Annotated in this window: 21 protein-coding genes and 1 tRNA gene; 16 read left to right on the top strand and 6 right to left on the bottom strand. The window is 57.1% G+C overall.

The annotated features are described in order from the left end of the window. Positions 1-47: 47 nt before the first annotated feature. Positions 48-830, bottom strand: a complete 783-nt coding sequence (locus JTE92_RS25885; protein WP_063240537.1) for a TetR/AcrR family transcriptional regulator — start codon at positions 828-830, stop codon at positions 48-50. A gap of 286 nt (positions 831-1,116) precedes the next feature. Here JTE92_RS25885 and JTE92_RS25880 point away from each other — a divergent pair, with 286 nt between their 5' ends. From JTE92_RS25880 to JTE92_RS25870, 3 genes are all read left to right on the top strand, one after another. After that, on the top strand, positions 1,117-1,422 hold the full coding sequence (locus JTE92_RS25880; RefSeq protein WP_063240536.1) for a hypothetical protein: 306 nt from the start codon (positions 1,117-1,119) through the stop codon (positions 1,420-1,422). A 53-nt stretch (positions 1,423-1,475) separates the two neighbouring features. Continuing rightward, positions 1,476-2,036 carry a DUF1439 domain-containing protein gene (locus tag JTE92_RS25875; protein ID WP_063240535.1) on the top strand — a complete coding sequence of 187 codons (561 nt, stop codon included), beginning with the start codon at positions 1,476-1,478 and terminating at the stop codon, positions 2,034-2,036. A 90-nt stretch (positions 2,037-2,126) separates the two neighbouring features. Further along, entirely contained in the window at positions 2,127-3,008 is an 882-nt protein-coding gene (locus tag JTE92_RS25870) for an undecaprenyl-diphosphate phosphatase (RefSeq protein ID WP_063240565.1), read from the top strand. A gap of 70 nt (positions 3,009-3,078) precedes the next feature. Here the strand turns inward: JTE92_RS25870 and trmB are convergent, their stop codons facing one another. Beyond that, a complete protein-coding gene (gene trmB, locus JTE92_RS25865) occupies positions 3,079-3,876 on the bottom strand; it encodes a tRNA (guanosine(46)-N7)-methyltransferase TrmB (RefSeq protein ID WP_063240534.1) in 798 nt (265 codons plus the stop codon). 75 nt (positions 3,877-3,951) lie between these two features. Continuing rightward, positions 3,952-4,026 (bottom strand) — tRNA-Gly (locus tag JTE92_RS25860). Between the two features lie 287 nt (positions 4,027-4,313). Here JTE92_RS25860 and JTE92_RS25855 point away from each other — a divergent pair. Genes JTE92_RS25855 through JTE92_RS25845 form a run of 3 tightly spaced genes read left to right on the top strand, consistent with a single transcriptional unit; the run spans position 4,314 to position 7,590 of the window. Then, positions 4,314-5,456, top strand: a complete 1,143-nt coding sequence (locus tag JTE92_RS25855) for a PP2C family protein-serine/threonine phosphatase (RefSeq protein WP_147318580.1) — start codon at positions 4,314-4,316, stop codon at positions 5,454-5,456. Next, positions 5,453-6,514: a serine/threonine-protein kinase gene (locus JTE92_RS25850; RefSeq protein ID WP_084254719.1), complete on the top strand. Its 1,062-nt coding sequence runs from the start codon at positions 5,453-5,455 to the stop codon at positions 6,512-6,514. The genes JTE92_RS25855 and JTE92_RS25850 overlap by 4 nt, the downstream gene beginning before the upstream one ends. Further along, a complete protein-coding gene (locus JTE92_RS25845) occupies positions 6,511-7,590 on the top strand; it encodes a serine/threonine-protein kinase (protein WP_084254718.1) in 1,080 nt (359 codons plus the stop codon). Before JTE92_RS25850 ends, JTE92_RS25845 begins: the two co-directional genes overlap by 4 nt. A gap of 204 nt (positions 7,591-7,794) precedes the next feature. Here JTE92_RS25845 and JTE92_RS25840 read toward each other — a convergent pair whose 3' ends face one another. After that, positions 7,795-8,535, bottom strand: a complete 741-nt coding sequence (locus JTE92_RS25840) for a hypothetical protein (RefSeq protein WP_063240531.1) — start codon at positions 8,533-8,535, stop codon at positions 7,795-7,797. A gap of 277 nt (positions 8,536-8,812) precedes the next feature. On the opposite strand from JTE92_RS25840, the gene JTE92_RS25835 reads away from it, so the two are divergent. The 3 genes from JTE92_RS25835 (at position 8,813) to JTE92_RS25825 (ending at position 11,191) form a co-directional block, all read left to right on the top strand. Further along, complete coding sequence (locus JTE92_RS25835; RefSeq protein WP_084254717.1) at positions 8,813-9,787, top strand: DNA-methyltransferase; 975 nt, start codon at positions 8,813-8,815, stop codon at positions 9,785-9,787. A gap of 814 nt (positions 9,788-10,601) precedes the next feature. After that, on the top strand, positions 10,602-10,823 hold the full coding sequence (locus tag JTE92_RS25830; RefSeq protein ID WP_063240528.1) for a hypothetical protein: 222 nt from the start codon (positions 10,602-10,604) through the stop codon (positions 10,821-10,823). A gap of 41 nt (positions 10,824-10,864) precedes the next feature. Beyond that, complete coding sequence (locus JTE92_RS25825) at positions 10,865-11,191, top strand: hypothetical protein (RefSeq protein WP_232353321.1); 327 nt, start codon at positions 10,865-10,867, stop codon at positions 11,189-11,191. Positions 11,192-11,263: 72 nt separating this feature from the next. Here the strand turns inward: JTE92_RS25825 and JTE92_RS25820 are convergent, their stop codons facing one another. Continuing rightward, positions 11,264-11,602 carry a helix-turn-helix domain-containing protein gene (locus tag JTE92_RS25820; protein WP_232353320.1) on the bottom strand — a complete coding sequence of 113 codons (339 nt, stop codon included), beginning with the start codon at positions 11,600-11,602 and terminating at the stop codon, positions 11,264-11,266. A gap of 284 nt (positions 11,603-11,886) precedes the next feature. Here JTE92_RS25820 and JTE92_RS25815 point away from each other — a divergent pair, with 284 nt between their 5' ends. From JTE92_RS25815 to JTE92_RS25795, 5 genes are all read left to right on the top strand, one after another. After that, a complete protein-coding gene (locus JTE92_RS25815; RefSeq protein WP_063240526.1) occupies positions 11,887-14,112 on the top strand; it encodes a CHASE domain-containing protein in 2,226 nt (741 codons plus the stop codon). After that, on the top strand, positions 14,099-14,707 hold the full coding sequence (locus JTE92_RS25810; RefSeq protein ID WP_063240525.1) for a response regulator transcription factor: 609 nt from the start codon (positions 14,099-14,101) through the stop codon (positions 14,705-14,707). Before JTE92_RS25815 ends, JTE92_RS25810 begins: the two co-directional genes overlap by 14 nt. Before the next feature lie 1,299 nt (positions 14,708-16,006). Further along, positions 16,007-16,756 carry a c-type cytochrome gene (locus JTE92_RS25805; protein ID WP_084254715.1) on the top strand — a complete coding sequence of 250 codons (750 nt, stop codon included), beginning with the start codon at positions 16,007-16,009 and terminating at the stop codon, positions 16,754-16,756. Between the two features lie 274 nt (positions 16,757-17,030). Then, a complete protein-coding gene (locus tag JTE92_RS25800; protein WP_147318579.1) occupies positions 17,031-17,732 on the top strand; it encodes a hypothetical protein in 702 nt (233 codons plus the stop codon). Between the two features lie 70 nt (positions 17,733-17,802). Next, the gene (locus JTE92_RS25795) at positions 17,803-18,558 is read left to right on the top strand and encodes an SIR2 family NAD-dependent protein deacylase (RefSeq protein WP_084254714.1); all 756 of its coding nucleotides are present in this window, start codon (positions 17,803-17,805) and stop codon (positions 18,556-18,558) included. Between the two features lie 127 nt (positions 18,559-18,685). On the opposite strand, the gene JTE92_RS25790 is transcribed toward JTE92_RS25795, so the two are convergent. Next, a complete protein-coding gene (locus JTE92_RS25790) occupies positions 18,686-19,828 on the bottom strand; it encodes a tyrosine-type recombinase/integrase (protein ID WP_063240523.1) in 1,143 nt (380 codons plus the stop codon). A gap of 329 nt (positions 19,829-20,157) precedes the next feature. Here JTE92_RS25790 and JTE92_RS25785 point away from each other — a divergent pair, with 329 nt between their 5' ends. Next, a complete protein-coding gene (locus tag JTE92_RS25785; RefSeq protein WP_147318578.1) occupies positions 20,158-21,135 on the top strand; it encodes a hypothetical protein in 978 nt (325 codons plus the stop codon). Positions 21,136-21,235: 100 nt separating this feature from the next. Then, positions 21,236-24,265: a plasmid replication protein, CyRepA1 family gene (locus JTE92_RS25780; protein WP_063240521.1), complete on the top strand. Its 3,030-nt coding sequence runs from the start codon at positions 21,236-21,238 to the stop codon at positions 24,263-24,265. The last annotated feature ends 89 nt before the right edge of the window (positions 24,266-24,354 follow it).

The raw sequence follows: 24,354 nt of genomic DNA, 5'->3' as shown, positions 1-24,354 counted from the left end.
ACAGTCTTGTCTAACCCGTTATTTTAACCTTGCGGGCGCCGTCGGGTTCATTCCGCGCTGGCCTCCCCCCCGGCATCTTGCGCCAGCATCTCGTCGCGGATGCGCTCCCACACGTAGGGGCCTTGCTGCGGCGGCAGCGGCCGCTCGCGCGCCGCGCCGGTGGTCAGGCCGAACAGCAGCGTGTCGAGCAACTGGTCGAGGAAGACCTCGGGGTCGATGTCTTTTTCAGAGGTGGCGCGCAGCGCGCGCTGCCACAGCATCAGGAACACCAGCGGGGCGCAGATCAGCGTGGTGGTGGGGTTGGCCGGCATCGGGCGGAACTCGCCGCGCGCCACGCCGCGCGCCAGCACCCTGGCGAACAGTTCGTCGCCCGGCACCATCACCTCTTCGTTATAGAAGCGGGCGATGTCGGGGAAGTTGGCCGACTCGGCCATGATCAGCTTGGTCAGCCCCGCCACCGGCGTGGCGCCGATCAGGCCCCACCAGCCGCGCAGCAGTTCGCGCAGCAGTTCCGGCGTGCTGCCCTCATAGCGGTCGACCAGTTCGGTGCCGCGCGACAGGGCCGGGACCAGGTTTGCGCGCACCACGGACTTGAACAGCTCTTCCTTGTTGGCGAAGTACAGGTAGACAGTGCCCTTGGACACGCCCGCGGCAGCCGCCACGTCTTCCAGGCGCGTGGCCGCGTAGCCGCGTTCCACGAACAGGTCGAGCGCCGCCGCCACCAGCTCCTGCGGGCGCGCGGCCTTGCGCCGGCTCCAGCGCGGCGCATCGGCTTCCTGGTGCGGTTCGGCGGGTGTTTTCACGGGTGTCTTGCGAGGACTGCGGGGCACGTTGAGGCTGGGCTGGATGTTAATAACTTGTGGGTCAGTAATGTAGGGTAGCGCCTTGTGAGGGTCAAGCGCGGTCGGGGCGGGCTAGGGTTCACACCGAGGCGGATCCGAGACATGTGATGCCAGGTGCGCGTGCGGTGCGGTGTCCGGTGCAGGGCAAGTGCGATCGCGCACGCGGCGTTTTCCTTTTCTTACAGGAGGATGGCGGCCCTTGGGGCACAATGGCGCCTTGATGTCAGCCGCGTTGCTTGCCATGGCGTGCCGCGGCGTTTCCTGAACCATTGCGATGAGTTGCCGGTCACACCTTTCCTGCCGCGCTGGCTGCGGCGCCTGTTGCATTGCCCCCTCGATTGCCTCGGCCCTGCCGGGTATGCCCGAGGGCAAGCCCGCGGGCGTGCCGTGCGCGCAGTTGCTGCCCGACATGCGCTGCGCGGTGTTCGGCCGCCCCGACCGGCCGGCGTTCTGCGCCGGCCTGAAGCCCTCGGCCGAAATGTGCGGCGACTCGCGCGAAGCCGCGCTGCACTGGCTGACCCGACTCGAAATCCTGACCGCGCCGCAGGCCGCGCCTGCACGGCCCGGCTCGCGCGGGTGACATCGGCCACCGTGCCGGCGCGCCCGCCATCCACTCCTGAACTCGGAGGCAACATGATCCGGACTTCCCGACGGCGCTGGCTGGCCGTCGCTGGCGCGGCCGCGCTGGCCGCCGGCCTCGCCGCCTGCGGCGCGTTCCGCAACGAGTACACGTTCTCGCAAAGCCAGCTGCAGGCGGCGCTGGAGCGCAAGTTCCCGTTCAACAAGCGCTATATGGAGCTGTTCGATATCCAGCTCACCAATCCGCAGCTGACGCTTGATTCGGTGCGCAACCGCGTCAACGTGCAATTCGACGCCGTCATCGACAACAAGCTGTTCTTCCGCCAGGCGCTGACAGGGCGCTTCGCGCTGGACAGCGGGCTGCGCTATGACGCGCCGACGCGCTCGGTGGTGCTGCAGGACCCTGAAGTGCAGCGTTTCGACGTGCAGGGCATGCCGGCGCAGTTCTCGCGCCAGCTCAATGCGCTGGGCGGCATCCTGGCCGAGCAGTTGCTGCAGGGCTATCCGCTCTATACGTTCCGGGAAGACCAGCTGCGCGTCGCCGGCGCGCAAGTCGAGCCCGGTACAATCACCGTTTTGCCTGACGGCATCAACGTCAAGGTCAACCGCCCCTGATCGCCCTCGGGTTATCCGGGCGCTCGAACAACAAACCAGGCGGTCCGGCGCATGCCGGGCAACGCCGATGACAACGTTTCTCCGTTCCGCATGGAAATCGCACTTGCCCTGAAAGCCGTGATCCTCGGCATTGTCGAAGGACTGACCGAGTTCCTTCCCATCTCGAGTACCGGCCACCTGATCCTGGCGGGCCAACTGCTCGACTTCAACGACGAAAAGGGCAAGGTCTTCGAGATCGTGATCCAGTTCGGCGCCATCCTGGCGGTCTGCTGGGAATTCCGGGCACGCATCGGCAGCGTGGTGCGCGGCCTGGGGTCGGAGCCGAAGGCGCAGCGCTTTGCCATCAACGTGGTGATCGCGACCGCGCCGGCGATCATCCTGGCCTTTATCTTCGGCAAATGGATCAAGGCCCACCTGTTCAACCCGATCTCGGTGGCGCTGGCCTTTATCGTCGGCGGCGTGGTGATCCTGCTGGCCGAATGGCGCGACGCGCGCCGCGGCACGGTCTCGCATCCGCAGGGCAATGCGCTGCTGGAAGCGGCCAAGGCGGGCGCGCCGCGCATCGAATCGGTCGACGACCTGAACTGGCGCGATGCGCTCAAGGTGGGCCTGGCGCAGTGCTTTGCACTGGTGCCGGGCACCTCGCGCTCGGGGGCCACCATCATCGGCGGCATGCTGTTCGGGCTGTCGCGGCAGGTGGCGACGGAGTTCTCGTTCTTCCTCGCGATCCCGGTGATCTTCGGCGCGACGGTCTATGAGCTGTACAAGGCGCGCGCGCTGCTGGACGGCGACGACCTCGGCATCTTCGCCGTCGGCTTTATCTTCGCCTTCCTGTCCGCGTTCCTGTGCGTGCGCTGGCTGCTGCGCTTTGTTGCCACGCATGATTTCAAGCCATTTGCGTGGTATCGCATTGCATTTGGCATTGTGGTGCTGTTCACCGCTTACTCGGGGCTGGTGTCCTGGCACGCATAAGCGGGGGCACCGGGCAAACAAAAAAGCGTGGCCAATGCCACGCTTTTTTGTTTGCGCCTGGCGCCTGCGTTCAGGCCCGCTTGCGGAACACCACGTCCCACACCCCATGCCCGAGCCGCACGCCGCGCCGCTCGAACTTGGTCACCGGCCGGTAGTCCGGCCGTTCGGCAAAGCCGTCCGGCGTACTGGAGGTGTTTTCCAGCAGCGGCTCGCCCGCCAGCACTTCGACCATCTGGTGCGCATACTCTTCCCAGTCGGTCGCGCAGTGGATATAGCCACCCGGCTTCAGCCGCGCCGCCAGCAGCTTCACCAGCGGCGGCTGCACCAGCCGGCGCTTGTTATGGCGCTTCTTGTGCCACGGATCCGGGAAATAGATATGCACGCCGTCCAGGCTGTCGTCGGTCAGCATATGGGCGATGACCTCGACCGCGTCGTGCTGCAGGATGCGGATGTTCTCCAGGCCGCGCTCGGCGATCAGCTTGAGCAGGGCGCCGACGCCGGGCTCATGCACCTCGCAACCCAGGAAATTGTCCTGCGGCCGCAGCCCCGCGATGTGCGCGGTGGTCTCGCCCATGCCGAAGCCGATCTCCAGGATCGACGGCGCGTGGCGGCCGAAGGTGGCTTCCCAGTCCAGCGGGTGCGGCGCATACGGCACCAGCATGCGCGGACCGACTTCGTCGATGGCGCGCTGCTGCCCGGTCGAGGTCCGCCCGGCACGGCGCACGAACGAGCGGATGCGGCGCGGATGCGCAACGCCTTCAGGATCGGCAGGGGAGGGGGCGGAAGGGGCGGACGGCTGCTGGGCGTTGTCCACCGGCGCGGCGTCATCGGCCGGCGTCGGTCCGGTGCTGGGGTCTTGGGGAAGCATGGCAACAAAAAAGCCGCCGGGCAGATCACCGTAACAGTGTTAACGGTGGCAAAGGCGGCTTGTCTCGACTTGAGGTGGAGCGGGCGATGGGAATCGAACCCACGTCTTTAGCTTGGGAAGCTAAGGTAATAGCCATTATACGACGCCCGCGGAGCCGTGATTCTATGCGGGATTCCCGGGTTTGTGCAAGCGTGTGATGTGTACGCTGCATGCGAAAGTGTATCCAGCGGCGAGTAGCACGCTGTCAAGGCATAGCGGATTCGAGACTCTTCGTGCATGCTGTAGCTCATGTAGGAGGCGTAAAATCCACAAGAGGGTTGTGCCGAGCCAGCCCTAAAGAGGCTCGAGAAACTAGCTGCCGAAGGCTACAGGGCGTGATACGACAGGCAAACCTCACGACACAACCACCACGGATACACAAAAAACGACATATGCAAATGGAGCAAATCAGGACCTCGCTCACCGCATGGTTGCTTCGAAAGACAGCTGGTGCGGCTGTGCGCCGTGTCGGCGAGTCCTCTATCGCGATTACTACCGATGTTGGGGTAGTTAGACAAGAAAACCAAGATCGGGTTGCCGTGCTGAAAGGTATGGACCCGAATGGGCGCCGATACTTTGTCATCGCGTTGTGCGATGGCATGGGGGGGATGGCTGATGGGGCCATATGCGGGGCCACTGCCTTGGCGGGCTTTATGACGGCATTTGTGGAGATTCGCGGATCTGCCCTTGCTTTGAATGAACAATTGCGATACGCGGCAGTTGAGGCAAATCGAATAGTTTTCGAGCTTTATCGTTCACGTGGAGGGGCGACATTATCAGCCGTCCTATTGTGCGAACCGGGAAAGCTGCATTGGGTCAATGTAGGCGACAGTCGCATTTACCGTAAGACGCACAATGAACTCGAGCAGTTGACCATCGACGACACGCTTGAAGGTCAGCTTCCTCATGGGGGCAGTTTGGCTGGCAGAAATCAGTTGCTTCAGTTCATTGGCGTGGGGCCGGATCTCGAAGCACACACTGGTAGTTTGGAATATCGAGATACGGATCAGATGCTCCTTTCTTCCGACGGACTGCATAGTGTCTATAAGGATTTTATAACAGAAATTCTTGCTAATTCTCCTGAGCCGGCGATAGGTATTAAGCGTTTGGTGGACGTTGCGCGATGGCGGGGTGGGCACGACAACGCAAGTGGCGCAGTGTTCTGCCCATTTGAAGCAACGAAGCTCCTTGAGTTGGGGGATGGGGCCGAAAACATACTTGAATTTTGGGATCCACACGGTGAACTGCAAATGGTCTCAGTGGGGCAAGTAAAAATTGTCCACAAGCCAGGCTCTGACGGGGGCAGAAAAGAGACATATATCGCTGAAAGCGACCTTTCGTTGTCGAAGCCCCTTGCGGCAAAGCAGCCGCGCACACGAAAACAGCGCGACCCTGGTAACCCGAAAAAAGAGAAAAATGTAAAAGTCCAAAAGGCTAGCAAACAGACTGATACACCAAAGCAGAAGGAGTCTGGCGCAAAGGTTGAGGATGCCGAAAAACCTCAACTTATCATTGAATTCCAAAATAATGAAAAAAAATGATAACTCTCCCGGCAAGATATGTTTCAACTGGCGTTGTCGCAAATGGTGGAATGGGCTCAGTCTTGTTTTGCAACGACTCTCATTTAGAGAGGCCTGTCGCGATTAAGGTGCTCAAGGACCCGAAACAGCGTCGACGCATAATCGATGAGCTTCAGGCTCTTTTGAAGATGCGCTCGAAGCATGTTGTTCAGGTCTACGACGTGCTGAAACTGGATGGGGACGCCTTGGGGATTGTCCAGGAATTCATTGCTGGTGTCGATTTGTTCGATGACCGTTTCAAAAAGCTTGCTCTCGACTCATTTCTTCAGGTTATTTGGCAAATCTCCGCGGGTATCAGGGATATACATGCGGCAGGTGTCATACATCGCGACATCAAGCCAAATAATATGAAAATGGATTCGGAGGGAATTCTAAAGATTTATGACTTTGGCTTGGCTCGCGATAGTGGGCCGGCGGCCATGACGCGTGGCTTTGTGGGAACTCAGGGATTTGGTGCTCCCGAGCTTTATGCGATGCAGGCAACGTTCACACAAGCCGTAGATGTGTACGCCTTTGGCGCTACAGCTCTTTATCTTGCGACAGGGGATTTGCCTGAAGAGCTATGCGCAATTCCCCCTCGCTCAGCAGGGCGATCGTATTTTTCCGCACTTCCACTCGGCATTGACCAGCACTTGTGCGACGTACTAGATGCTTGCCTTGCACCGACTGCAGATGACCGCCCTTCAATGGGAGCAGTAACTGACGTCCTAATGCGCTATCTTCTCAGGGACAAGCATCAAGCACTAGCTGTGTATGGGGGTAGTCCCCGGTATTTGAACGCGAATAATAGGGCGGTCAATCTCGAATTGAAGGGCGTGGGGGCCATCGCTATAAATTACAACGGACTCGATTTTGTTGTAAGTGCTGCATCAGGCGAGGTGGCAATCAATAATCGTCGCCCCAACGTTGGCGATACCCTGCCTGGATCATGTGTGGTCTCCTTAGGAGATGCGCATCGCAGAGCCAATGAAAGAGCCTTCATTACATTTGATGTTTCGCATCCGGAGATAGTGCTATGACTGGTCCACATGGCAGTGGCGATATCATCAACGGTCGCTATCGAATTGAGATGCACGTGGGGGAGGGGGGGATGCAGCACGTATATAGGGCGTTTGATCTTGCTCTAAGTCGTGACGTCGCATTGAAAACTCCAAAGAATAATTCGGCACTTAAAAGATTCAAGCGCAGTGCTGTCGTCGCGGCAAAGGTCAATCACCCCAATGTCGCCAAGACATTAGATTATCTTGAGTCTGATGGGGGGCAGTATCTTGTAGAGGAATTTATTGAGGGCCAAGATCTTGAGGCCGCGCTTCTCCAGCATACTGGATACGTCGACCCATATCTGGCCGCGAGGCTGTTTCACCATCTTGGAAAGGGTGTGGCGGCCGCGCATCACGCGGGAGTATGGCATAGAGATCTGAAGCCTACGAACGCAATGGCAACAGGAGGATATAAATTAGAAGAAGTAAAGATTACAGACTTCGGTATTGCTAAAATGGCTGACGAAGAGTTGGCGGATGCAGCTGAGAAAGGCGAGTCGACATTATCCACCAATGCAACCGCAGTCGGCGCTTTGCCATATATGGCTCCTGAAGCTATTGACACGCCCCGTTCAGCTGGTCGCCCAGCTGATATTTGGTCACTTGGTGCAATGATGTACCGGTTTCTGACTGGCGATCTGCCATTTGGTGCAGGCCTGCGGGCGGTTGGAAAGATTCTGGAGGCTGCCCCTCCTCAATTTCCGAAGTTCTTGTCCTCCAATCCGCAGTTTGCGCCTTTGTCAGCAGAGCTTACGCGTCTGATTTTGGCATGCTTGACGAAGGATCCGGGAGCCAGACCAACTGCAGACCAATTGGTTGATATGTGCGGATTGTTGTGTTATCCGGTCGATCAACGGCTTGTTGGTACGGTAAGGGAGATTCGCTACGGGGCGTGGGGATTCATACAATGTGGTGCGAAGGATATTTTCTTTAATATGTCGAGTGTCTACGGCGAACGACCAAAGGAAGGGGACAAGGTTGTGCTAGCAAAATATGCTGGTGGTGGCGCGGATCGAGCTCACCCTATAGTCCTTGTGCAGAAACCTCTGGCGTAGTATTCGTGCATCGAGTGGACAGTTTCAGCGACTGTAGATCGCCTTACCCGAAACTGAGGTTGATCGAGGCGCGCCTGACGAAAGGTAGTTCGGATCGGGGAGTGGCAGCGACGATCAGCGCCGCGCGGGGCGGTGGCATTTGTGGGCCTTGGTGATCCGGAAGCTGGCGCAGGCCATTGCCTGCGCCAAGCTGGGCCAACTTGACTACTGCCGGGACAGTAGGTCCTCAACCTGGTTGGTGTTGCCAATCCGCTTGACCATCCCAGCTCGGAGCCAGCCCGCGGCTACGTCGAAATCGTCAGTCCAATCCTCATTTGGCCTCATCGCTACCGGCTGGTAGGTTGCGATTTCGTTGGGGCCGGCACCAGGAAGGAGCCAATTTCCCAAGGTGTATCGGAACGCCCCCCAGTCGCCGCAAGACGGTTGTAGCGAAACTGCTAGAATATCGAACTCCCCGTAGCGGTAGGGGCGCGTCTTGGTTTCCTCGCCGTTGCCATCAAGGGATTTCCCTGTGCGCGTGCGCTGCGGTTCTACCATGTACATTCCGGCAGCTAGCCCAAACCGTCTGCCGTTAGTCACAACAGGTTGTCCCCGTTCGCTCCGCTGCAGCTTGACTTGCACCGTAACCGCACCGACAGTGTCGCGTAGTCTGTGGTCGAAAGCGTGATTCCCGTCTGGGGTGTCATCGCGCCATCCGCGCTGGGCAAGCGCCGGAACTACCGATTGAGCGAAGGCTGCATCTGCAATGACGCCGCGTAACATGCGTCGTGTTAGCTCAGGTGCGCGGTGGATTGCCTCTAAGATTACCTCGGCGCGAGCCCCAAAGGTCTGCTCGAGCTGATGGATCTGGTGGTCGGCTCTGAGCGCCTGGAACAGGGCATGACGTTCATCCTCTGAGCATTCAGCGAGCAGGTGTTGTATGGTCGCAAAGGTGGATTCAGCCATTCATGAAGCCTTGGGCCTGCCGGCGGGGATTGGTTCAAAAGAGAGCACGTCATCGCGCCTAACGAGCTTTCGCCCGCCGACCTCGAGGGCGGCGAGCCGCTGGTTGGCGACGAGCTTGGCGATTGCCTGTCTGGAAACGCCGCGCAGACGTGCGGCCTCCGCTTGAGAGATCCATTCGGACAGGGCTGGAGGTGAGGAAGAATTGGTTGACAATGTCAACTTTTTGTTACAATGTGCTTGCTGCACATGATAACCAGAATCAGACCACTTTGCTGAAATGAATAGCGCTGTAGACCTACCCCAATCCACACTGTTCGCTAGCGCTTATGAACATCCGAAGGTATTGCTGCCGCGTCGCAAGCCTTTCTACAAGACCGAGTATGGAGCGGCGTACCTAGGCGATTCGCGAGAGCACCTTGCTAAGATGCCCGATGGGTCGGTCAACCTGGTGTTCACGTCTCCGCCATATGCTTTGCATTTCAAGAAGGAGTATGGCAACGTCAGCAAGGCCGATTACGTTGAGTGGTTCCTCACGTTCGCGAAGGAAATATTTCGAGTTCTTGCGGATGACGGTAGCTTTGTGCTGAACATTGGTGGAAGCTACAACCCGAAATACCCAACGCGATCTCTGTACCATTTCAAGTTGATGATCGCGCTCGTAGAAGAGATCGGTTTTCATCTGGCCCAAGAATGCTTTTGGTACAACCCCGCCAAGATGCCGGTTCCGGCGGAGTGGGTGACGGTCAGGCGTGTTCGTATTCGAGATTCCGTCGAGTACGTCTGGTGGTTTTCGAAGACCCCATTTCCGAAAGCGGACAATCGGAAGGTGCTCCGGCCTTACAGCGCCGATATGCTTCGACTTGCCAAGAAAGGGGTCAAGACTACAACACGGCCCTCAGGCCATAACATCAATGCCTCGTTCGATAAAATCGCCAACGGAGGCTCTATCCCGACGAATGTAGTCGAGGAACAGATCGCATCGGAGATGCTGGTGTTGGGCAATAATGCCGCAAACGATGTTTATACCCGGCGATGCAAAGAGGCGGGCATCAAGATTCACCCGGCGCGGTTCCCGGCTGCATTGCCGGAGTTCTTCATCAAATTGCTGACTGATGAGGGGGATGTCGTGGTAGATCCTTTCGCTGGATCGAACACGGCAGGATCTGTGGCCGAGCAGCTTCAGCGGCGCTGGATCGCAATGGAGCTGGTCGACGAGTACTTGGAGGCTAGCAAGTTTAGGTTCGGAGAGTAATCACGAACGCTACCAGGGGCGACTCGGAAGTGGTCTGCTTACAGTGCGAGTGCCATCGATTCGCGCCTGATCCGGCTCCCTGGGATTTTTTTGCAGCGGATTGCTGAACACGCTGCATTGGTCGAGTTGCGGCTCGTTGCCTAATACTTGGGCGGCGTGGATGCTGGGTGGATGACTACTCCGCCCGATCGCTGCCCTTCCGCGCTATCTCCGGCCCAAGAGCAAGTACTAGCGGAGATGGTGAGCGAATCCTTCGGGTCTGGCCTTTCCTATGCCGACTTTCTCGACCGGCTACATCTACTGTGCGAGGACATCGCCGGCTTAGATGCAGGCAGCCTCCCCGGCGACATGGTGCACCGAATCTGGAGTAGCTATAAGTCGGTTGGACGTTACGAAACTTGCGTAGTCTTCGACGCTAGGTCCCTCTTCAAAGAAAAGCTATTGCGGGCGGGAACTATCCAGTTCTGATACCTTGGCTCCCACTTGCCGAAGTGCTGGCCGGCAACGCTGCGCGCCAGGCTTATCGCAGCATCGCAGCCATATCCCCTGACAGTCAGATCTCCGCTGGGCAGCGAGCCAACATGGATTTCGCCGCCTGGAATCGAGTAGATGCTCATCGTTTTTTCTTTACGGTTTGACGGACGGACGTTGACGTGTCATGCAGGCAGGGCCGGCCGCAAATGCCTGGACCGGACAACGGGCTTTTTTCTGCAGTGATTCTGCGGTACTACGCACTGTGTTCACTTCCCCTCGACGGTGGGGCTACACACTGTGGTTGTTGTGCTGTCCGGTGTGGTCGTAGGAAGGTGCCCGGATGGCTACCTCATCCATTTCCCGCGTTCCCGCATTGTCCGCAGACCAAGAATTGGCGCTTGCGGAGATTGTGGGCGAACACTTCGGGGTCAATCTCTCCTGCGCTGAGTTCATAGACCGGTTGCATTTGCTGTGCGAGGACATCGCCGGCTTCGAGGCAGGGGAACTGGCCGGAGAAATGGTGCAGCGGATCTGGATTGCCTACAGCCGGCAAGGTCAGTAGGTACCCGTGTGAGTGGCCACTCTCACAAGGACGAGTACAGTATGTCTTCCGCCAAAAATCGACCCTCGAAGATTTCGCCGAAGTCCGGCGGCAGCCGAGGTTCGCTTTTTCCCCTCGGGCAGATTGTTGCAACACGAGGTGTGATGTCCCACCTGGCTCAGTGTTCAATCGGCCCGGTTCCGTATCTCGCACGGCACGCCCGTGGTGATTGGGGCTTGGTGCCTGCCGAGGACGTGAAAGCGAACGACTTGGCAGTCGAGCACGGCTGGTGCATCCTGTCCGCGTATGACATCGCCGGCGTGCGGGTCTGGATCATCACTGAAGCGGATCGGAGCGTTACCACACTGCTTCTGCCTGATGAGTATTGATTGACGACGAATTCCAGACCGATTCTCACAGCAAGCACTAGCAGCAGAATCCCTGGGACTCCATGTGAGCATTCACTTGCGACGCTGGCTGCGTGCCGGATGCTTGGATCGCAGCAGTTCCGTGAACTGCTGAACAAAGCTAATCACGAGCGCTCGCTCATCTGGCCCCAGCCCCTTCAAGGCATGTGATACCACGGCAGTCTGGTCGTCGATATGCCGCGAGCCGCGCCGCAATAGGTCGTCCACCGTGCATTCCAATGCGTCGCTGAGCTGCTGAAGGCGGTATAACGTTGGAACCCGTGTGCCTCGCTCCCAGCGACTGATCGCTTCCTGCTCCAAGTTGATCATCTCCGCCAGCTTGGCCTGTGTCAGGCCGCGAGCACGTCGTAGCTCGGCAATGGCTGATCCCACGCGGGCCGCTATAGCTGCGTCCTGAGCGTCTTCGCCGGGGAGTGTTGATCGAGTAGGCATAGGACACAATAGTGGTGTCCATTCCATCTCTGATGAACATCCCAATTGGAATTAGAAAGAATATGGTCGAATTTGTATTCGATCTGAGGTAAGTTGCTGGACGGCGACTGGCCGCGATGGGGCGGCAGCCCGAGGATATAGGCCGTAGCAGGCCGGTTCCTCGCGGCAGTCCATTGTCAAGAGATGCATAAAATTGCGATTTGCCCCTGTTTAGCAGATCGCACATGGCCGCCCAACAACGTCAGATCGCCGGAATCGACATGCGCACAATATGGCTCGCGCTAGCGGCATGGCTTGCCGTGTCGCTCGTGACTATCGGTGTGCTCGCGGTTTCGGAGGTAGGACGCTTGCGGACTGAGTTCCAGCGCGAATCCGAGTCCATATACGAAATCGTCCGGCAACGTCTAGATCAGAACGAGGCGGTGCTAGCCGGGATTGAGGCGCTACTAAGTACGTTTCCTGGCCTGAAGCCCCTAGCTACCCGCAGCTATGCCAAGGAAATGCTGGATCGCTACCAGCATATCTATACGATTGAGCTGCAGCCCAGGGTCGAGTTCGGTGCTGTCCGGGGGTTTGAGCGTTGGGCGCGGACTCACATTGACAGGGACTACCGCATCAAAGATTTCGGCTTCAGCGGCGAACGAAACTGGCGGCCTGCTTCCCCCAGACCCTTCTACTACCCAATCACCTTCATGGAGCCCGCCATCGAGGGTGCCAAATCTGTCCTTGGACTGGATGTCTACGCGGACAGGAAATTTCACGCCGCGATTGACGAGACAATCAGGACGGGTCGGCCCGCGGTATCTGCTCCCTTCGATCTATTCGAAGGCGGGCGAGGATATCTCATTTTCAAGGCAATCTTTTCCTCCCGCTCTCCGTCGTCTGACTTGCCCGCAAGGTATGCGGAAGCGACGCGGGTAGTATCGATGCTCATTCACACGAACAAGTTCTTGAGTCGCGATGAACTGCCGTCCAAGTGGTTTTCCATGCGGCTCTATCACCGTGGGTATGACCGCAACAGCGAGGACGGCAGCATCGATAGAATCGATCCAGAACCGCGCAGCCGGCTAATCCGATCAGTCTTCCCAGAGTTTGTTTTTGAGAGAAGCCTGCCCAGCGAATCCCAGCCCTTCGAGTTTGAGACTCGGCGGCAAGTAGGTCTGGAAGTGATACGACCGCTGCCGACTGTGCTTACGCTGGTTGCATCGCTCGCCATTACCGCACTGAGCCTTGTGATCTTGAGGCAGAGGAAGGTGGCCAAATCCAAAGCCCTCGAAGTGGAGCAACGCATGTTCCGTGAGAGGGAGCGAGCCATGGTCATCCTTCAGTCCATTGCCGACGCGGTTCTTACGGTAGACAGGAATGGGGTGGTTGAGTATGCGAACCCGGTCTGCGAGGTGTTGCTGGCGAAATCGCAGAACGCAATCGTCGGTAGCTCCATTGACGACGTTCTGCCGATTGGATATGACCTTGCCCGTCAGATGCAGTCGAGCCCATTCCTCGAATGTCTGTTGCAGCAGACTGCGGTCCAGCTACCGGATCATAGCTACCTCGTGCGGGAAAATGCGGAGAGGGTGCTCGTCGAAGGCTCGGCGTCTCCGCTCTTTGACCAGGAGCAGGTACTCAGTGGCGCTGTTATTGTCCTGCGGGATATGGGGCCAGTGCGGACACGTGCGCTGGAAGCATTGCAGGCAAGTGAGCAGCGTTTGCGGGACCATCAGAGCGAACTTGCACACGTTGGACGTCTGCATTCGATGGGCGAAATGGCATCGGGAATTGCGCATGAATTGAACCAGCCTCTTACCGCGATCCTCAGCTATAACCAGGCATGCTTGCGCCTGTTGCGAGAAGCGGAGGTGGATTACGACATGGTCGAGCACGCAATGCGATCCACGACCGAGCAGGCCAAGCGCGCCGGGGAGATCATCAAGCGGCTCCGAGCCTTCGTCAGCAAGCGGCCCGTCAGTAGGCAACCACTAGATATGCGACAAGTCGTGCAGAACGTACTGACGCTGACCGAATCGGAGCTACGGACGCATGCGATTGTTCCTGAGGTCGTGGCACCTTCGGAGCTTCCGTACGTCGATGGCGATAGCGTGCAGGTTGAGCAGCTCGTGCTGAATCTCGTCCGCAATGCTCTCGAAGCAATGGAAAATCAGCCCGATGGAGAGCGAAGGCTAACTCTCGTGATCGAGAGCGATGCCAGCATGGTATATCTCAGTGTCAAAGACAACGGATCGGGCATTTCTTCGCTAGTACGCGAGAAATTGTTCCACCCATTCCAGACCACCAAGGCAAATGGGATGGGTCTGGGGCTGACCATCTGCCAGTCCATTGCAGAGATGCATGGCGGCAAGTTGATCGAAAGCAGTGAAGTGGAGCAGGGCGCGGAGTTTATTCTCTTCCTGCCGGCAATGAGAACGGAGAAATCAGGTGATGCAGGCCGATAGCCCAGTGGTCTACTTGGTGGACGACGATGACGCCGTCCGCGATTCCTTGTCCCTGCTGCTGCGGTCAGTGGGTATGAACGTTAAGGCGTTCGCCCACCCATCCGAGTTCTTTGAGCAGTTCCGAGGGGATGAACTTGGTTGCCTAGTACTGGATATTCGGATGCCGGCCATCAGCGGCCTTGCAGTGCAGGAGCGCCTTGTCGCTACGGGGTGCAGGCTGCCCATCATTATGATCACTGGGCACGGCGACGTGGCTCAGTGCCGCCGCGCATTCCTGAGCGGCGCAGTCGACTTTCTGACAAAGCCGATTGACGAGCAGGTATTGATCGACAGTCTGCAAAAGGCTGTCCGTGTCTGCCGGGATGGGCAGGCAGCCCGGCATCAGATTGATGAAGCAAAGGCACGTTTCAACAAACTGACGCCTCGTGAGCGGGAGGTTTGCGAACGCGTTGCTGATGGTCTGATAAACAAGCGAATTGCAGAGGATTTGGGCCTCTCGCTTCGAACTGTGGAAGCCTATCGGGCATCGGGTTTCGAAAAACTAGAGGTGGCATCGGTCGCCGAGTTGGTACGGATGAAACTACTGGCCGATTAGCCTTATTCTACTCGGTGCTGCATGTCAACCGGCTGGTCGCAATGCTGGCATTTGCCATTCTCAGCAACGGTAAGCTTCTTGCAATGCTGACATTTCGTCATTGCCGCACTCATCTGCCCGATGAGCCAGTATAGAGCTAGGGTCAGCGCGATCGAGTAGACAAAGATCTCTACATCTGAGAATCCACCTTTCATCTCGTCGTAGAGTCGCAAGAGGGCTTGAAGAAGCATAACCACGGGCCCCCAGTATTTGCTTCTGTTGTGCCTCAGCGCGTAAAAATATAGGCCGACGCCAAATATAAAGCTAAGAAGGAACAGCATGGCAGGTGTACGAACTTCGTTCTTGATGTCAAGTATTAAAGCACTTCATCCGATATTTCATCAACTCGAGGAAGGCCGCAGCATACTACCGTAGTTGCCGCAATAGGTCGCGTACATCCCACAGTGCCCTTGCTTAAATATTTTAAGTAGGATCATGGGATTCCATTAGGGAAACTGTGAGATTGAGTTCAATGCGAAATTATCGGTATGGCGCCGTTTTATTTGTGGGTGCGACTGCACTGGCTGCCGCAGCCTGCAGTAAGGTAGATAATGCTCCAGAAAGTAATGATCCCTTTATCGTTGCTTTGCGAGTGGCGCAGTCTCTAAAAGCAACCCCCGGATTGCCAAGCTAGAGCTAGATTACTGCGTGGTCTGGCGAGCAGTGGAGGCATGTCTGAATACGAAAGAACTGCCCGGATCAACGATTCCATTAGAAGGATCCCGGCAGCGTGCTTCTCCTAGAGACTTATCATACTAGATTGGGGAAATGCTGAATGCGTCGATGTGAGTGGCTAAATCTTGCTGCGAAATACGTGGGAATGGCGTTCTCAATCGTGCTTATTTGCGCTGTTCCTGCCATCGCTTGGGCCGACAATCAGTTTTTGGACAGCGCGGTTGTGGTCGATGCATCGCCAGCGCCAAGCTACGATTGGAATGGTAGTCCCTATTCTGCGCCTCAACCCGCAAAGCGGGGGAAGTGTCGCCATCAGGTTATATATGTGGGAAGACTGTTTGATGTGGATCTGCCGGCGTGTCTGAAAGTGGGGGCTACTGTGCGTGTGGCTGTGCAGGTAGATTTGGTGTATCCAGATGATGGAATCGACGTGCGCTGAAAGATTATGTCAAGGGTGGTATTTTCTGTTGTTTGTTTAGTATAAGAGAATTTTTCTCGAAAATCCGTGCGGTCTCGCTGGAGTATGTAGAGAGAGTTTTCATAATTCTCTGGGATCGACAGAATCTAACAATGTGAAAGCAAAAAATGCTCAAGTATGCATTTTCAGGGCTGATAGCGCTATCGATGATGGCGACCTTAGGGGCGTGTGGTGAGAAAATTGAATCATCAGTAATCATGGGGGTTCATTGGAAGTGCGATCTGGAAATTGATGGTGATCGAACTGGTGCTACTGAGGATTTTATGTTCCATCAATCGGGACAGGTAAATCACATCATTTTTTCTCCAGGGAATAGGCCCGTTCGTTATCAAGCGGTATATAAAGTTGATGGGGCGAAATTCGAAATCACAGATCGTGTAGTCGGTACAACCATGATAGTGGGTGATAATAGCCCCAGTTTTGTGGGGAAATTCACTCGCACAGAGGCAAGCCACATGGAGTATGAAGGTGTAATGGAGGGGACTTTGCGCATGAAAGTCAAAGGCAACTGCGTACCGGCCACAAGTGGTGTAGCCGCGGCATCCGGATCTAGCGCAACCCTTGCTACCGCTCCTGTGGCCGCGCTTGCACCGGCGCCTGCAACGGCATCGATCGAGACTGGCAAGAAGGTCTACGAGCAAGTCTGCACCGCCTGCCATGCGTCCGGTGTTGCTGGCGCACCCAAGTTGGGCGACAAGGCCGCCTGGGCGCCGCGCCTGAGAGAAGGCACGGATGTCGTTCGCAGCTTTGCCCTGAAGGGGAAGGGTGTGATGCCGCCGAAGGGAGGCTATGCCGGGCCGGACGCCGACGTCATCGCTGCGGTTGACTACATGGTAAGCGTCGCCAAACAAGACTGAGGCTGGCTGCTGGAACAGGTCGCGCAGAATGGCGAGCCAGGCAAGCGCCACTGGATGCTGCTCGACAACGCCAGAATTCATCATGGCATCGACGAGCCGATTCTGCATTGATGGCCCCGTGGATCGAATGGTACGTGCCGCTGAACGGCAACCTGATCAGCGACAACGCGGATAACACGTAGTTGCGGCTTTTGAGAGGTGAGTGGTCAACCGCTGCTCACCTTTCTTGCTTTTGGGGACAATTCTCGACGATCAAGACTTGTAGGAGTGAACTATGAGCGATTCTCAATGTAATCCTATCCTAAGCTTGTTGCGGACGGTCTGGCTGACCTGGATGGTAATTGGCATCTGTTCATTGCCCTACTATTTCTGGTTGAAGGTGAAGGGAGCCGCAGAAGAGTCGCCATCAGCGTCGTGCGAGGACGAGGTCAAATTCTGGAAGTCGTATCGTGCTTGCTTTGCCCTGTTGATGTACTGGGCAATCACGCTACTTCTATCGTTTTTTGCTTTTGCCATCATCAGCCCAGATAGTCGCGAAGGAATGTTTTGGCTTGCAGCATCGTTCAATTGGTTTGGATTGATGCATTCGGTGTTTGCGGATAAAGCAATTCTCCATGGGCACGATTACTTGTCGTTGGTTCAAATCAACTGGGCATACTGCTTGGGATTGGCAGCAGTGAATTATAGCGTCGCCCGTATGTATGGGCGTTGTGGTAATCATTTCGCGTGGGTGCCGTCTGATCGTGAACAGGCTCGTCGCGATAGCCTGTACGATTTGTACGAAAGGCCCTTCCATGAAGCGACCAAGCAGATGATGTATCTCCAAGAGCATAATCCTTCGTTCAAGTCGGTTACCCCGGATTGGGATTCGCTTTCCAGTGATGAGAAAACCCGGCAGATGGAGGAGTGGGAGGCTAAAAAATCGACACTTCGAGCCAAGATGGACGCCATGCCTCGAGTGTCGCATTTCCGTTAGTCTCATATTGGCGAGAGAGTTTGCTGATCACCATAAACGGGAGCAGGCAGCAGTATTTGCTGTAATACTTATGGACAATATTGAACTGCTGACCGCTGCTCGCTGGGTGCGAGAAGCTACCTCCATCATCATTACGGCAGGGGCAGGTATGGGGGTCGATTCCGGATTGCCGGATTTTCGCGGTCCGGATGGCTTCTGGCGCGTATACCCAGCGCTGAAACATGATCGGATCGGGTTCTACGACATCGCTACGCCTGAGGCATTCCGTTCTCGACCAGAACAAGCATGGGGCTTCTACGGGCAACGACTCAAGCTCTATCGGAGAGCAGTCCCCCACGCCGGATTCGGTATCCTGAGGGACTTGGCAACGTCGATGCGAGACGGCTACCGCGTCTTTACTAGCAACGTGGACGGGCACTTTCAACGCGCGGGCTTCGAAGCCGGATGCGTGCACGAATGCCATGGTTCAATCCACATGCTGCAATGCCTGGATGGCTGCAATGGGAAAGTGTGGCCCGCCGAGGCCTTCTGGCCGGTAGTGAGCAATGAGCGTTGCTTGCTCAGGAATGCCCCGCCGAGGTGTCCAGCTTGTGGGGCACTAGCACGCCCACATATCTTAATGTTCGATGACGACACGTGGGTCTACGGACCGACCATTGAAGACCGGGATCGGCTTGATGCGTGGTGCAAGGTACGGGAGGGGATTCTCGTCATTGAGATCGGTGCTGGCGAAGCCATCCCGACCGTCCGGCGATTTGGCGAGCGGGTGGCGCATCGGATGATCCGAATCAACCCGCAAGATGAGCCGGCCAGCGATGCACGTTGAGTCGTGCTGCGAGGTGGCGCTCTGGATATGCTCACCGCACTGGCAGGGGCAGTGCGGGCGTGACAGCAAGGGACGGAATGCTCAGGAATTACGCACCTTGCTAAATGATCCAATCGCACCTATTTCTCTACGCCGCCAGCATCGAGTCAATCAACCCTGCGGCCTTCTTACTAGCTTGATTCGGGCTCAGGTGAGCATAGCGCTGTGTCATCTTCGGGTCACTGTGCCCCAGAAGAACAGACACCTCATAGAGGCTAACCCCCGCCCGCACGAGTTTGCTAGCGAACGTATGTCGCAAGGTGTGCAGGGTGACACGGCCACCGCGTTCCTTTACCACGGTGGGTTCGTTCAGGCCGGCGCGGTCGATGGCTTTCTTGATTGACTTACTGCTGTAGCCGCGTTCATGACCGTTTCGGTCCTCGAACACGTAGCGCTGGTCATGCCGGCGCTGGCTGAATCGCCGTTCCAAAATCTCCCGCAGGCGGGTGGTCATGTGCAGGACATCCTCATTTCGCACCTTGCTGCGATACAGGCTGATGGTGCCCGCCGCCATGTCGATTGCCGACCACGGGATGTTAGCAACCTCGGAGTACCGGCATCCCGTGTCGAGCAAGAACACCGTCAGGTCATAGTTGTCCTGCACGTTCCTATGCATCTCGGATGTTCGCTCCTCAATCGGCTTTAAACCCGCTCTGACGGCGTTGGGATCGAGCTCGCGCAATAACGCCGCTTCTTCGTTGGAATCGAGATATCGAAGCCTATACGCGGTTTTAAGCGCGGGATAAACGATGTCTTTATTTGCCTTGTAGCCCAGCTTTGCCATCTCGTTCATGGTCGCGCGAATCAGGCCGATCTCGTGCTTGATGGTGGCAGGCTTGTCGCCCTCGGACTTGCGCCGGGCCACAAGTTGGTCGATATCGCGGGTCTGGAGCGTGTGCAGCAACATGTCCGGATCGAGGCCGTAGCAGGGAAGTTTCGCCTTGGTCTTGGGATGGAGCTTGTAGCCCATTGCCTTTCGGACCCCGGAACACATACCGGCGTAGTAGGCAGTGCCCTTGCGGGTCTCCAGGTACTTCTCCAAGGCGTCCTTGAGGGTGATGGTCTCGGCCTCCCCGAGGAATGCTTCGCTGTGAGCGCGATTGCGCATCTCGCGCTCAACCTGTGCTGCCTTCGTCTTGTTCGGCGTGCCGGTGGTGCCGAAGAACTTCTTGCCGTTGATCTGGAACTGGTAGTACCAGTTCTTGCTGTTGTTGCGTCGTAGTAGGGTCATGCGGTGTCCTTGAAAAGTCTTGATATGGACACCTTCCGGTCATTCGCGCGGGTAGGTCAACAGCTTCCCTCGTCCCAGTATCCCCAAAATCTGATCCCATTCCGAGCCCATAGAGCGGTCTGCAGTGAGCTACAAACCTGAGGGGTGCGCGGACGGCTCCGCCTATTGTAAAAGGCGTTGCTGGCCTTGGCTGGCAGGTCTGATGGGCATTCGTGGGGGGGGGCGACGTCGAAGTGGCCTGGCCGGATGGGGATGTTTACATGGTCTTGCTGCCGCTTGACCGGAGAGGGGGGTATCAATACAGTTGCGCTTTACGGGGTAGCAAGCACATGGATTCGCAGGCCGAGCGCCGGCGAATTTCCCACCCTGCGGGCGAAGGTGAGTGTGATCGCCACGGACACAGCGTCTTGAGCTGTCCGATCCGGGATATCCGGATGCAATGGGAAAAACCTCGATCCGTCGCACTGCTAAGGCAGTGCCTGATCGATGGCGTCCATACATTGCGCTGCATCGTGCGATGCCATCGATCCTTACTTTTCGAGGAAATCATGATGGTGAATTCGCAACGCCCTTCCGCTAACACGCCCTTCTCGCTGACGCCCGGCCTTCCTGAGCACGCGGCAAGTTATTGTTCGTCCGGGGTTTGTCCGTGCCGTGAGCTTGATGCTGCGAAGTACAGTGAAGGCGCGGAACTGCTGCCGCCTGCAGGTAAGCACACCTTGTTTTGTCGCAACTGTGGCGTGATTCAGCGGGTCTGCGAAGTTTTCATTGAGTCCGTGGGGCCGATTGCGTGCTCGCGGTGCGGCCATGACGTGCGCGATCTTTCCAGCTTGGTCAAGAAGATCGGCAATCTGAGTCGCATCTCTGACGTCGAGGCGCTTTGTCAGCAGGATGGTGGCGAAGCGCAATACCAGCCCACGCTTTCCTGGGAAGAGCCGATCCGTGGTGCGCACGGGGCCGTTTGGCCTCTCTGCGCCCATGACGAGAACGAGCTGGTGTATTGCCCGCACCACGAGGATACGCAGCCAATGGCTGTAACGCTCGCCTCCCCCGAGCGTGGAACGGACGGCATCTATTGCTCGGTATGTGACCGCGCGTTCTGGGCTGTGGCGCGCTCGTACTTTGCCGACGAGATGCCTACCTATCAGCCGACGGGAAAAGGCCCGGACCACTTTCCGGTGATGAACGCCTGTAGCGAAGCACCAGCTGAGCAACGGAAAGCTGATGTGATCTTGGCGCGTAACGATTGGGGTGAGTTGACCTATTTCATGCGGGAACTCGAGGACCTCTGCCAGATGCAGCCGTAAGTCGAATTCGGGGTCCTCAACCGCCAAGCCATTCGGTGTGAGCATCAGCATGCTACTGCTCACTGCGTGGCTGGCTTCCAATCCTACAAAGAAATAGGCAATGAACCAACCTCCGTCCCAACATCAACCAGCCGCCTCTGCAACCTTCAAGATCGCTATCAATCGCACCGTCAAGAACAAGCCCGCAAACGACGATAAGGCCGCATGGGCGGCTCTCACCAAGCGGTTCGAGAGCCGCGACCTCACGGTGGCTGAACTGATCGATAGCATTCGCTCTGGCTACGCCTTCTGTGCCCAGCACCGCAACTCCCGCAAGTCGAGCAATTTCCACTGCATGCAGGTGTTGGCGGTCGATATCGACTCTGGAACGACTGTTGACGCCGCGTTGCAATCGACATTCTTTCAGCGGTTCGGCTCCTTCATCTATACGACCGTGAGCCACCGGCCCGACGCACACAGGTTCCGCATCGTCTTTGTGATGGAGGCACCCATCACCGACGAGAAGCATATGCGTGCGGCATATACTGGAATCATTCGCAAGTTCGGCGGGGACAGGTCATGCAACGATGCGTGCCGCATGTTCTTCGGAGCTGAGGCATGCGATGTCCATTTCGTAGGCAAGACACTGCCGCCGGAGCAGGTCCGGTACCTGATCGAGTTGGGCGACGGTGACGCCTACGACGATCAGCCGAAAAACAGGACGGTGAAGGACGACCGCCAGACGACTTGGCGGTCGTCAGACGCATTGTCCGGGGACGAGGTCGTCACAACGGCGCACCACGGACAGCGGTCGCTTGCTGATCTGACGAGCGGTACGCGCGTCTTCTGTCCGAAGCACGACGACAAACACGCAAGCGCGATGGTTGTTACATCAAAGCGCAGGCAGAACGGGGTGTATTGCAGCGCTTGCGCCCGCACCTTCTGGCCGCCTGGGAACAAGCGCGAGGAGCTTCTTTCGTTCGACTTCAGCGGGTTTGAAGGGTCGTTGCATGAACTGGCACACGAAGAACATCCGTTCGAGTGGCTGGATGCCGACGCTCCCCCAGAATATCGCCAAATGACGGAAGGCGCAGGAATTTACAGCCGGGATAGTCGGTATTTGGCTCCCAAGCAAGGAAATGGACCTCGCGAGGGTAGCGATATCGGCTCGCCCATTGCGCGTGATGGTGTTACCTTCGTTCGCAGCCCCAAGGGAACCGGTAAGACGGAGTGGCTTCATCAGCTTGTCGCGCAGCTGAAGGCTGAAGGACTGTCAGTGCTGCTGATTGGTCACCGTCAAGCCTTACTTCAATCGCTGGCACAGCGTCTTGGCCTGCGTTGCTACCTTGACAAGATCGGGGATTACGAAGACCTCGATCTTGTGAAAAGGCACTACGCGGTATGTCTGGATAGCTTACCGAAGCTCAATCCGCAGCGCCACAAATTCGACGTCATCCTGATCGATGAGAGCGAGCAGGTGTACTCACACGTCACGTCCAGCACCCTGAACGGCAAGCGCGAGGCATGTTTTCACTTGCTGAACCACTACGTACAGCAAGCAAAGCGTGTGGTGCTGAGTGATGCGGACTTGGGGTGGCTGACCGTCAATGTCACTGACACCCTTAGGTCGGGCAAAGGGCCGAGCTACGTCTACTTGAACAGCTTCCGCAAGTCCGACGATCACACTCTGTACATGTATCACAGCCGCGAACAGCTGATTGGGAAGGTGATCGATGCCGTTGCAGCGGGCGGTAAGCAGTACGTGGCGTGCAATTCGAAGGACGAGGCGAAGACCATTACCGAAGCCCTGCATCAGAGGTTCGGGGTGCAACGGCGCATTCAATTGATCACCTCTGAAAACTCCAGTGATCGGGAAGTGCAGGGCTTTATCAAATCAATCAGTGATGCGGTGGCCGACTGTGATGTTCTGATTGTCTCGCCCGCGCTGGGGACGGGCATCGATATCTCGGTCAATGTGGAAGCCAACAGGTTTACGCATGTTTTCGGGTTCTTCGGGGTAGGGATTACAACCCACTTCGACATGGATCAGCAGCTTGCCCGCGTCCGGAACATGAAGGAGCAGCACGTGTGGGTATCGGCAGCACTTCGGTTCTTCGAGTACGAGGTTGATGCGATTCGCAGCAGCCTTCTCGCCAATGGTGTCTTGCCCGAGTTGCTTCGGGGTTACACTCCGGAGGGAGTTCCCGACTATGATACGGATAGCAAGTTGCTTGACGTGTATGCTCAGGTGATGTCGATGCGCAACGCTTCCATCAACAACGCGCGCAAGCACTTTACCGCCCTGAAGCAATCCGAGGGTTGGAAAGTGGTCGAGGTTGAGCCGTCCGGGGCCGATCTGAAGCCGTTGGAAGAGCAGCTCAAGACCGCTCGCGGGATTGTCAAGAAGCGGGAGTTCGACGGCGTTGCCAACGCAAAGCGGATCACGACTGGAGAGTACAAGGCGCTCAAGGACAAGCTGGATGCGTCGCTCGATGAGCAAAGGCAACTCCAGCGCTTTCGCATCGCGCAATTCTATGGTGTCAAGGACGTCCCCCCTGAACTGGTATCGCTCGACGGCAATGGGCGGTACCGGGAAAGCGTGCGCTTGTTTTCATTTTTTACCGCGTCGAACGCGCAGCGCCTGTGGGTCAGGTTCGCTGAACAGGGCAAAGCGACCGTCGATATGAACGGATACCAACGCAAGTGCGATCTGCTGAAAAAACTCTTCCGCGTAGCGGATGTGGTGGATGAAGCGGGAGCATTCAACACGATGGGCCGGTTCGACGCCGAATACCTGCAGACGTTCATTAGGGTTGTGGAGGCGGAGGTGGTGAATATCGGTCTCGTCCTCGGTGTCAGCGTGCGGGAAGATTTGCGGTCGAAACCCATGTCGCAGTTATCCGATTTTCTTAGGCTTATTGGCTTGAAGTTCAGCAAGCCAAAAGTGCGGTATGTGGACGGGAAGAAGAAGGTCTACTCGTATGGCCTTGACCTCGATCGCCTCGAACAGCTCCAGGCATACAGCGATCACTACCGTCGCTGCTTCAAGGAGGCCTCTGGCGCGTGGAATCCCGAAACAGGGGACTGGGATTTGGTCGTCAAGGACGCCGACGGAGCCACGGCCATTCAACGGCAACCAGCGATTGCCTGAGATAGCCCACATCTATGGCTGGTTGAATAGATAACTATTTTTTTGTTATTGATATACGCGCGAGTTATCTGCCGCCCGGAGGATGGGCT

The organism is Cupriavidus oxalaticus (assembly GCF_016894385.1).
In the GTDB taxonomy this organism is placed as follows: domain Bacteria; phylum Pseudomonadota; class Gammaproteobacteria; order Burkholderiales; family Burkholderiaceae; genus Cupriavidus; species Cupriavidus oxalaticus.
The sequence above is the reverse complement of the archived record's forward strand: the minus strand, read 5'-3'. Positions and strand labels throughout refer to the sequence as shown.

Bases quoted from the DNA above. Each gene is read 5' to 3' on its own strand.
- JTE92_RS25875 (WP_063240535.1), top strand. From the start codon at position 1,476: ATGATCCGGACTTCCCGACGGCGCTGGCTGGCCGTCGCTGGCGCGGCC.
- JTE92_RS25780 (WP_063240521.1), top strand. From the start codon at position 21,236: ATGAACCAACCTCCGTCCCAACATCAACCAGCCGCCTCTGCAACCTTC.
- JTE92_RS25800 (WP_147318579.1), top strand. From the start codon at position 17,031: ATGAGCGATTCTCAATGTAATCCTATCCTAAGCTTGTTGCGGACGGTC.
- trmB (WP_063240534.1), bottom strand. From the start codon at position 3,876: ATGCTTCCCCAAGACCCCAGCACCGGACCGACGCCGGCCGATGACGCC.
- JTE92_RS25785 (WP_147318578.1), top strand. From the start codon at position 20,158: ATGGATTCGCAGGCCGAGCGCCGGCGAATTTCCCACCCTGCGGGCGAA.
- JTE92_RS25830 (WP_063240528.1), top strand. From the start codon at position 10,602: ATGGCTACCTCATCCATTTCCCGCGTTCCCGCATTGTCCGCAGACCAA.
- JTE92_RS25815 (WP_063240526.1), top strand. From the start codon at position 11,887: ATGGCCGCCCAACAACGTCAGATCGCCGGAATCGACATGCGCACAATA.
- JTE92_RS25855 (WP_147318580.1), top strand. From the start codon at position 4,314: ATGGAGCAAATCAGGACCTCGCTCACCGCATGGTTGCTTCGAAAGACA.
- JTE92_RS25805 (WP_084254715.1), top strand. From the start codon at position 16,007: ATGCTCAAGTATGCATTTTCAGGGCTGATAGCGCTATCGATGATGGCG.
- JTE92_RS25810 (WP_063240525.1), top strand. From the start codon at position 14,099: ATGCAGGCCGATAGCCCAGTGGTCTACTTGGTGGACGACGATGACGCC.
- JTE92_RS25790 (WP_063240523.1), bottom strand. From the start codon at position 19,828: ATGACCCTACTACGACGCAACAACAGCAAGAACTGGTACTACCAGTTC.
- JTE92_RS25845 (WP_084254718.1), top strand. From the start codon at position 6,511: ATGACTGGTCCACATGGCAGTGGCGATATCATCAACGGTCGCTATCGA.
- JTE92_RS25870 (WP_063240565.1), top strand. From the start codon at position 2,127: ATGGAAATCGCACTTGCCCTGAAAGCCGTGATCCTCGGCATTGTCGAA.
- JTE92_RS25825 (WP_232353321.1), top strand. From the start codon at position 10,865: ATGTCTTCCGCCAAAAATCGACCCTCGAAGATTTCGCCGAAGTCCGGC.
- JTE92_RS25835 (WP_084254717.1), top strand. From the start codon at position 8,813: ATGAATAGCGCTGTAGACCTACCCCAATCCACACTGTTCGCTAGCGCT.
- JTE92_RS25795 (WP_084254714.1), top strand. From the start codon at position 17,803: ATGGACAATATTGAACTGCTGACCGCTGCTCGCTGGGTGCGAGAAGCT.
- JTE92_RS25880 (WP_063240536.1), top strand. From the start codon at position 1,117: ATGAGTTGCCGGTCACACCTTTCCTGCCGCGCTGGCTGCGGCGCCTGT.
- JTE92_RS25840 (WP_063240531.1), bottom strand. From the start codon at position 8,535: ATGGCTGAATCCACCTTTGCGACCATACAACACCTGCTCGCTGAATGC.
- JTE92_RS25850 (WP_084254719.1), top strand. From the start codon at position 5,453: ATGATAACTCTCCCGGCAAGATATGTTTCAACTGGCGTTGTCGCAAAT.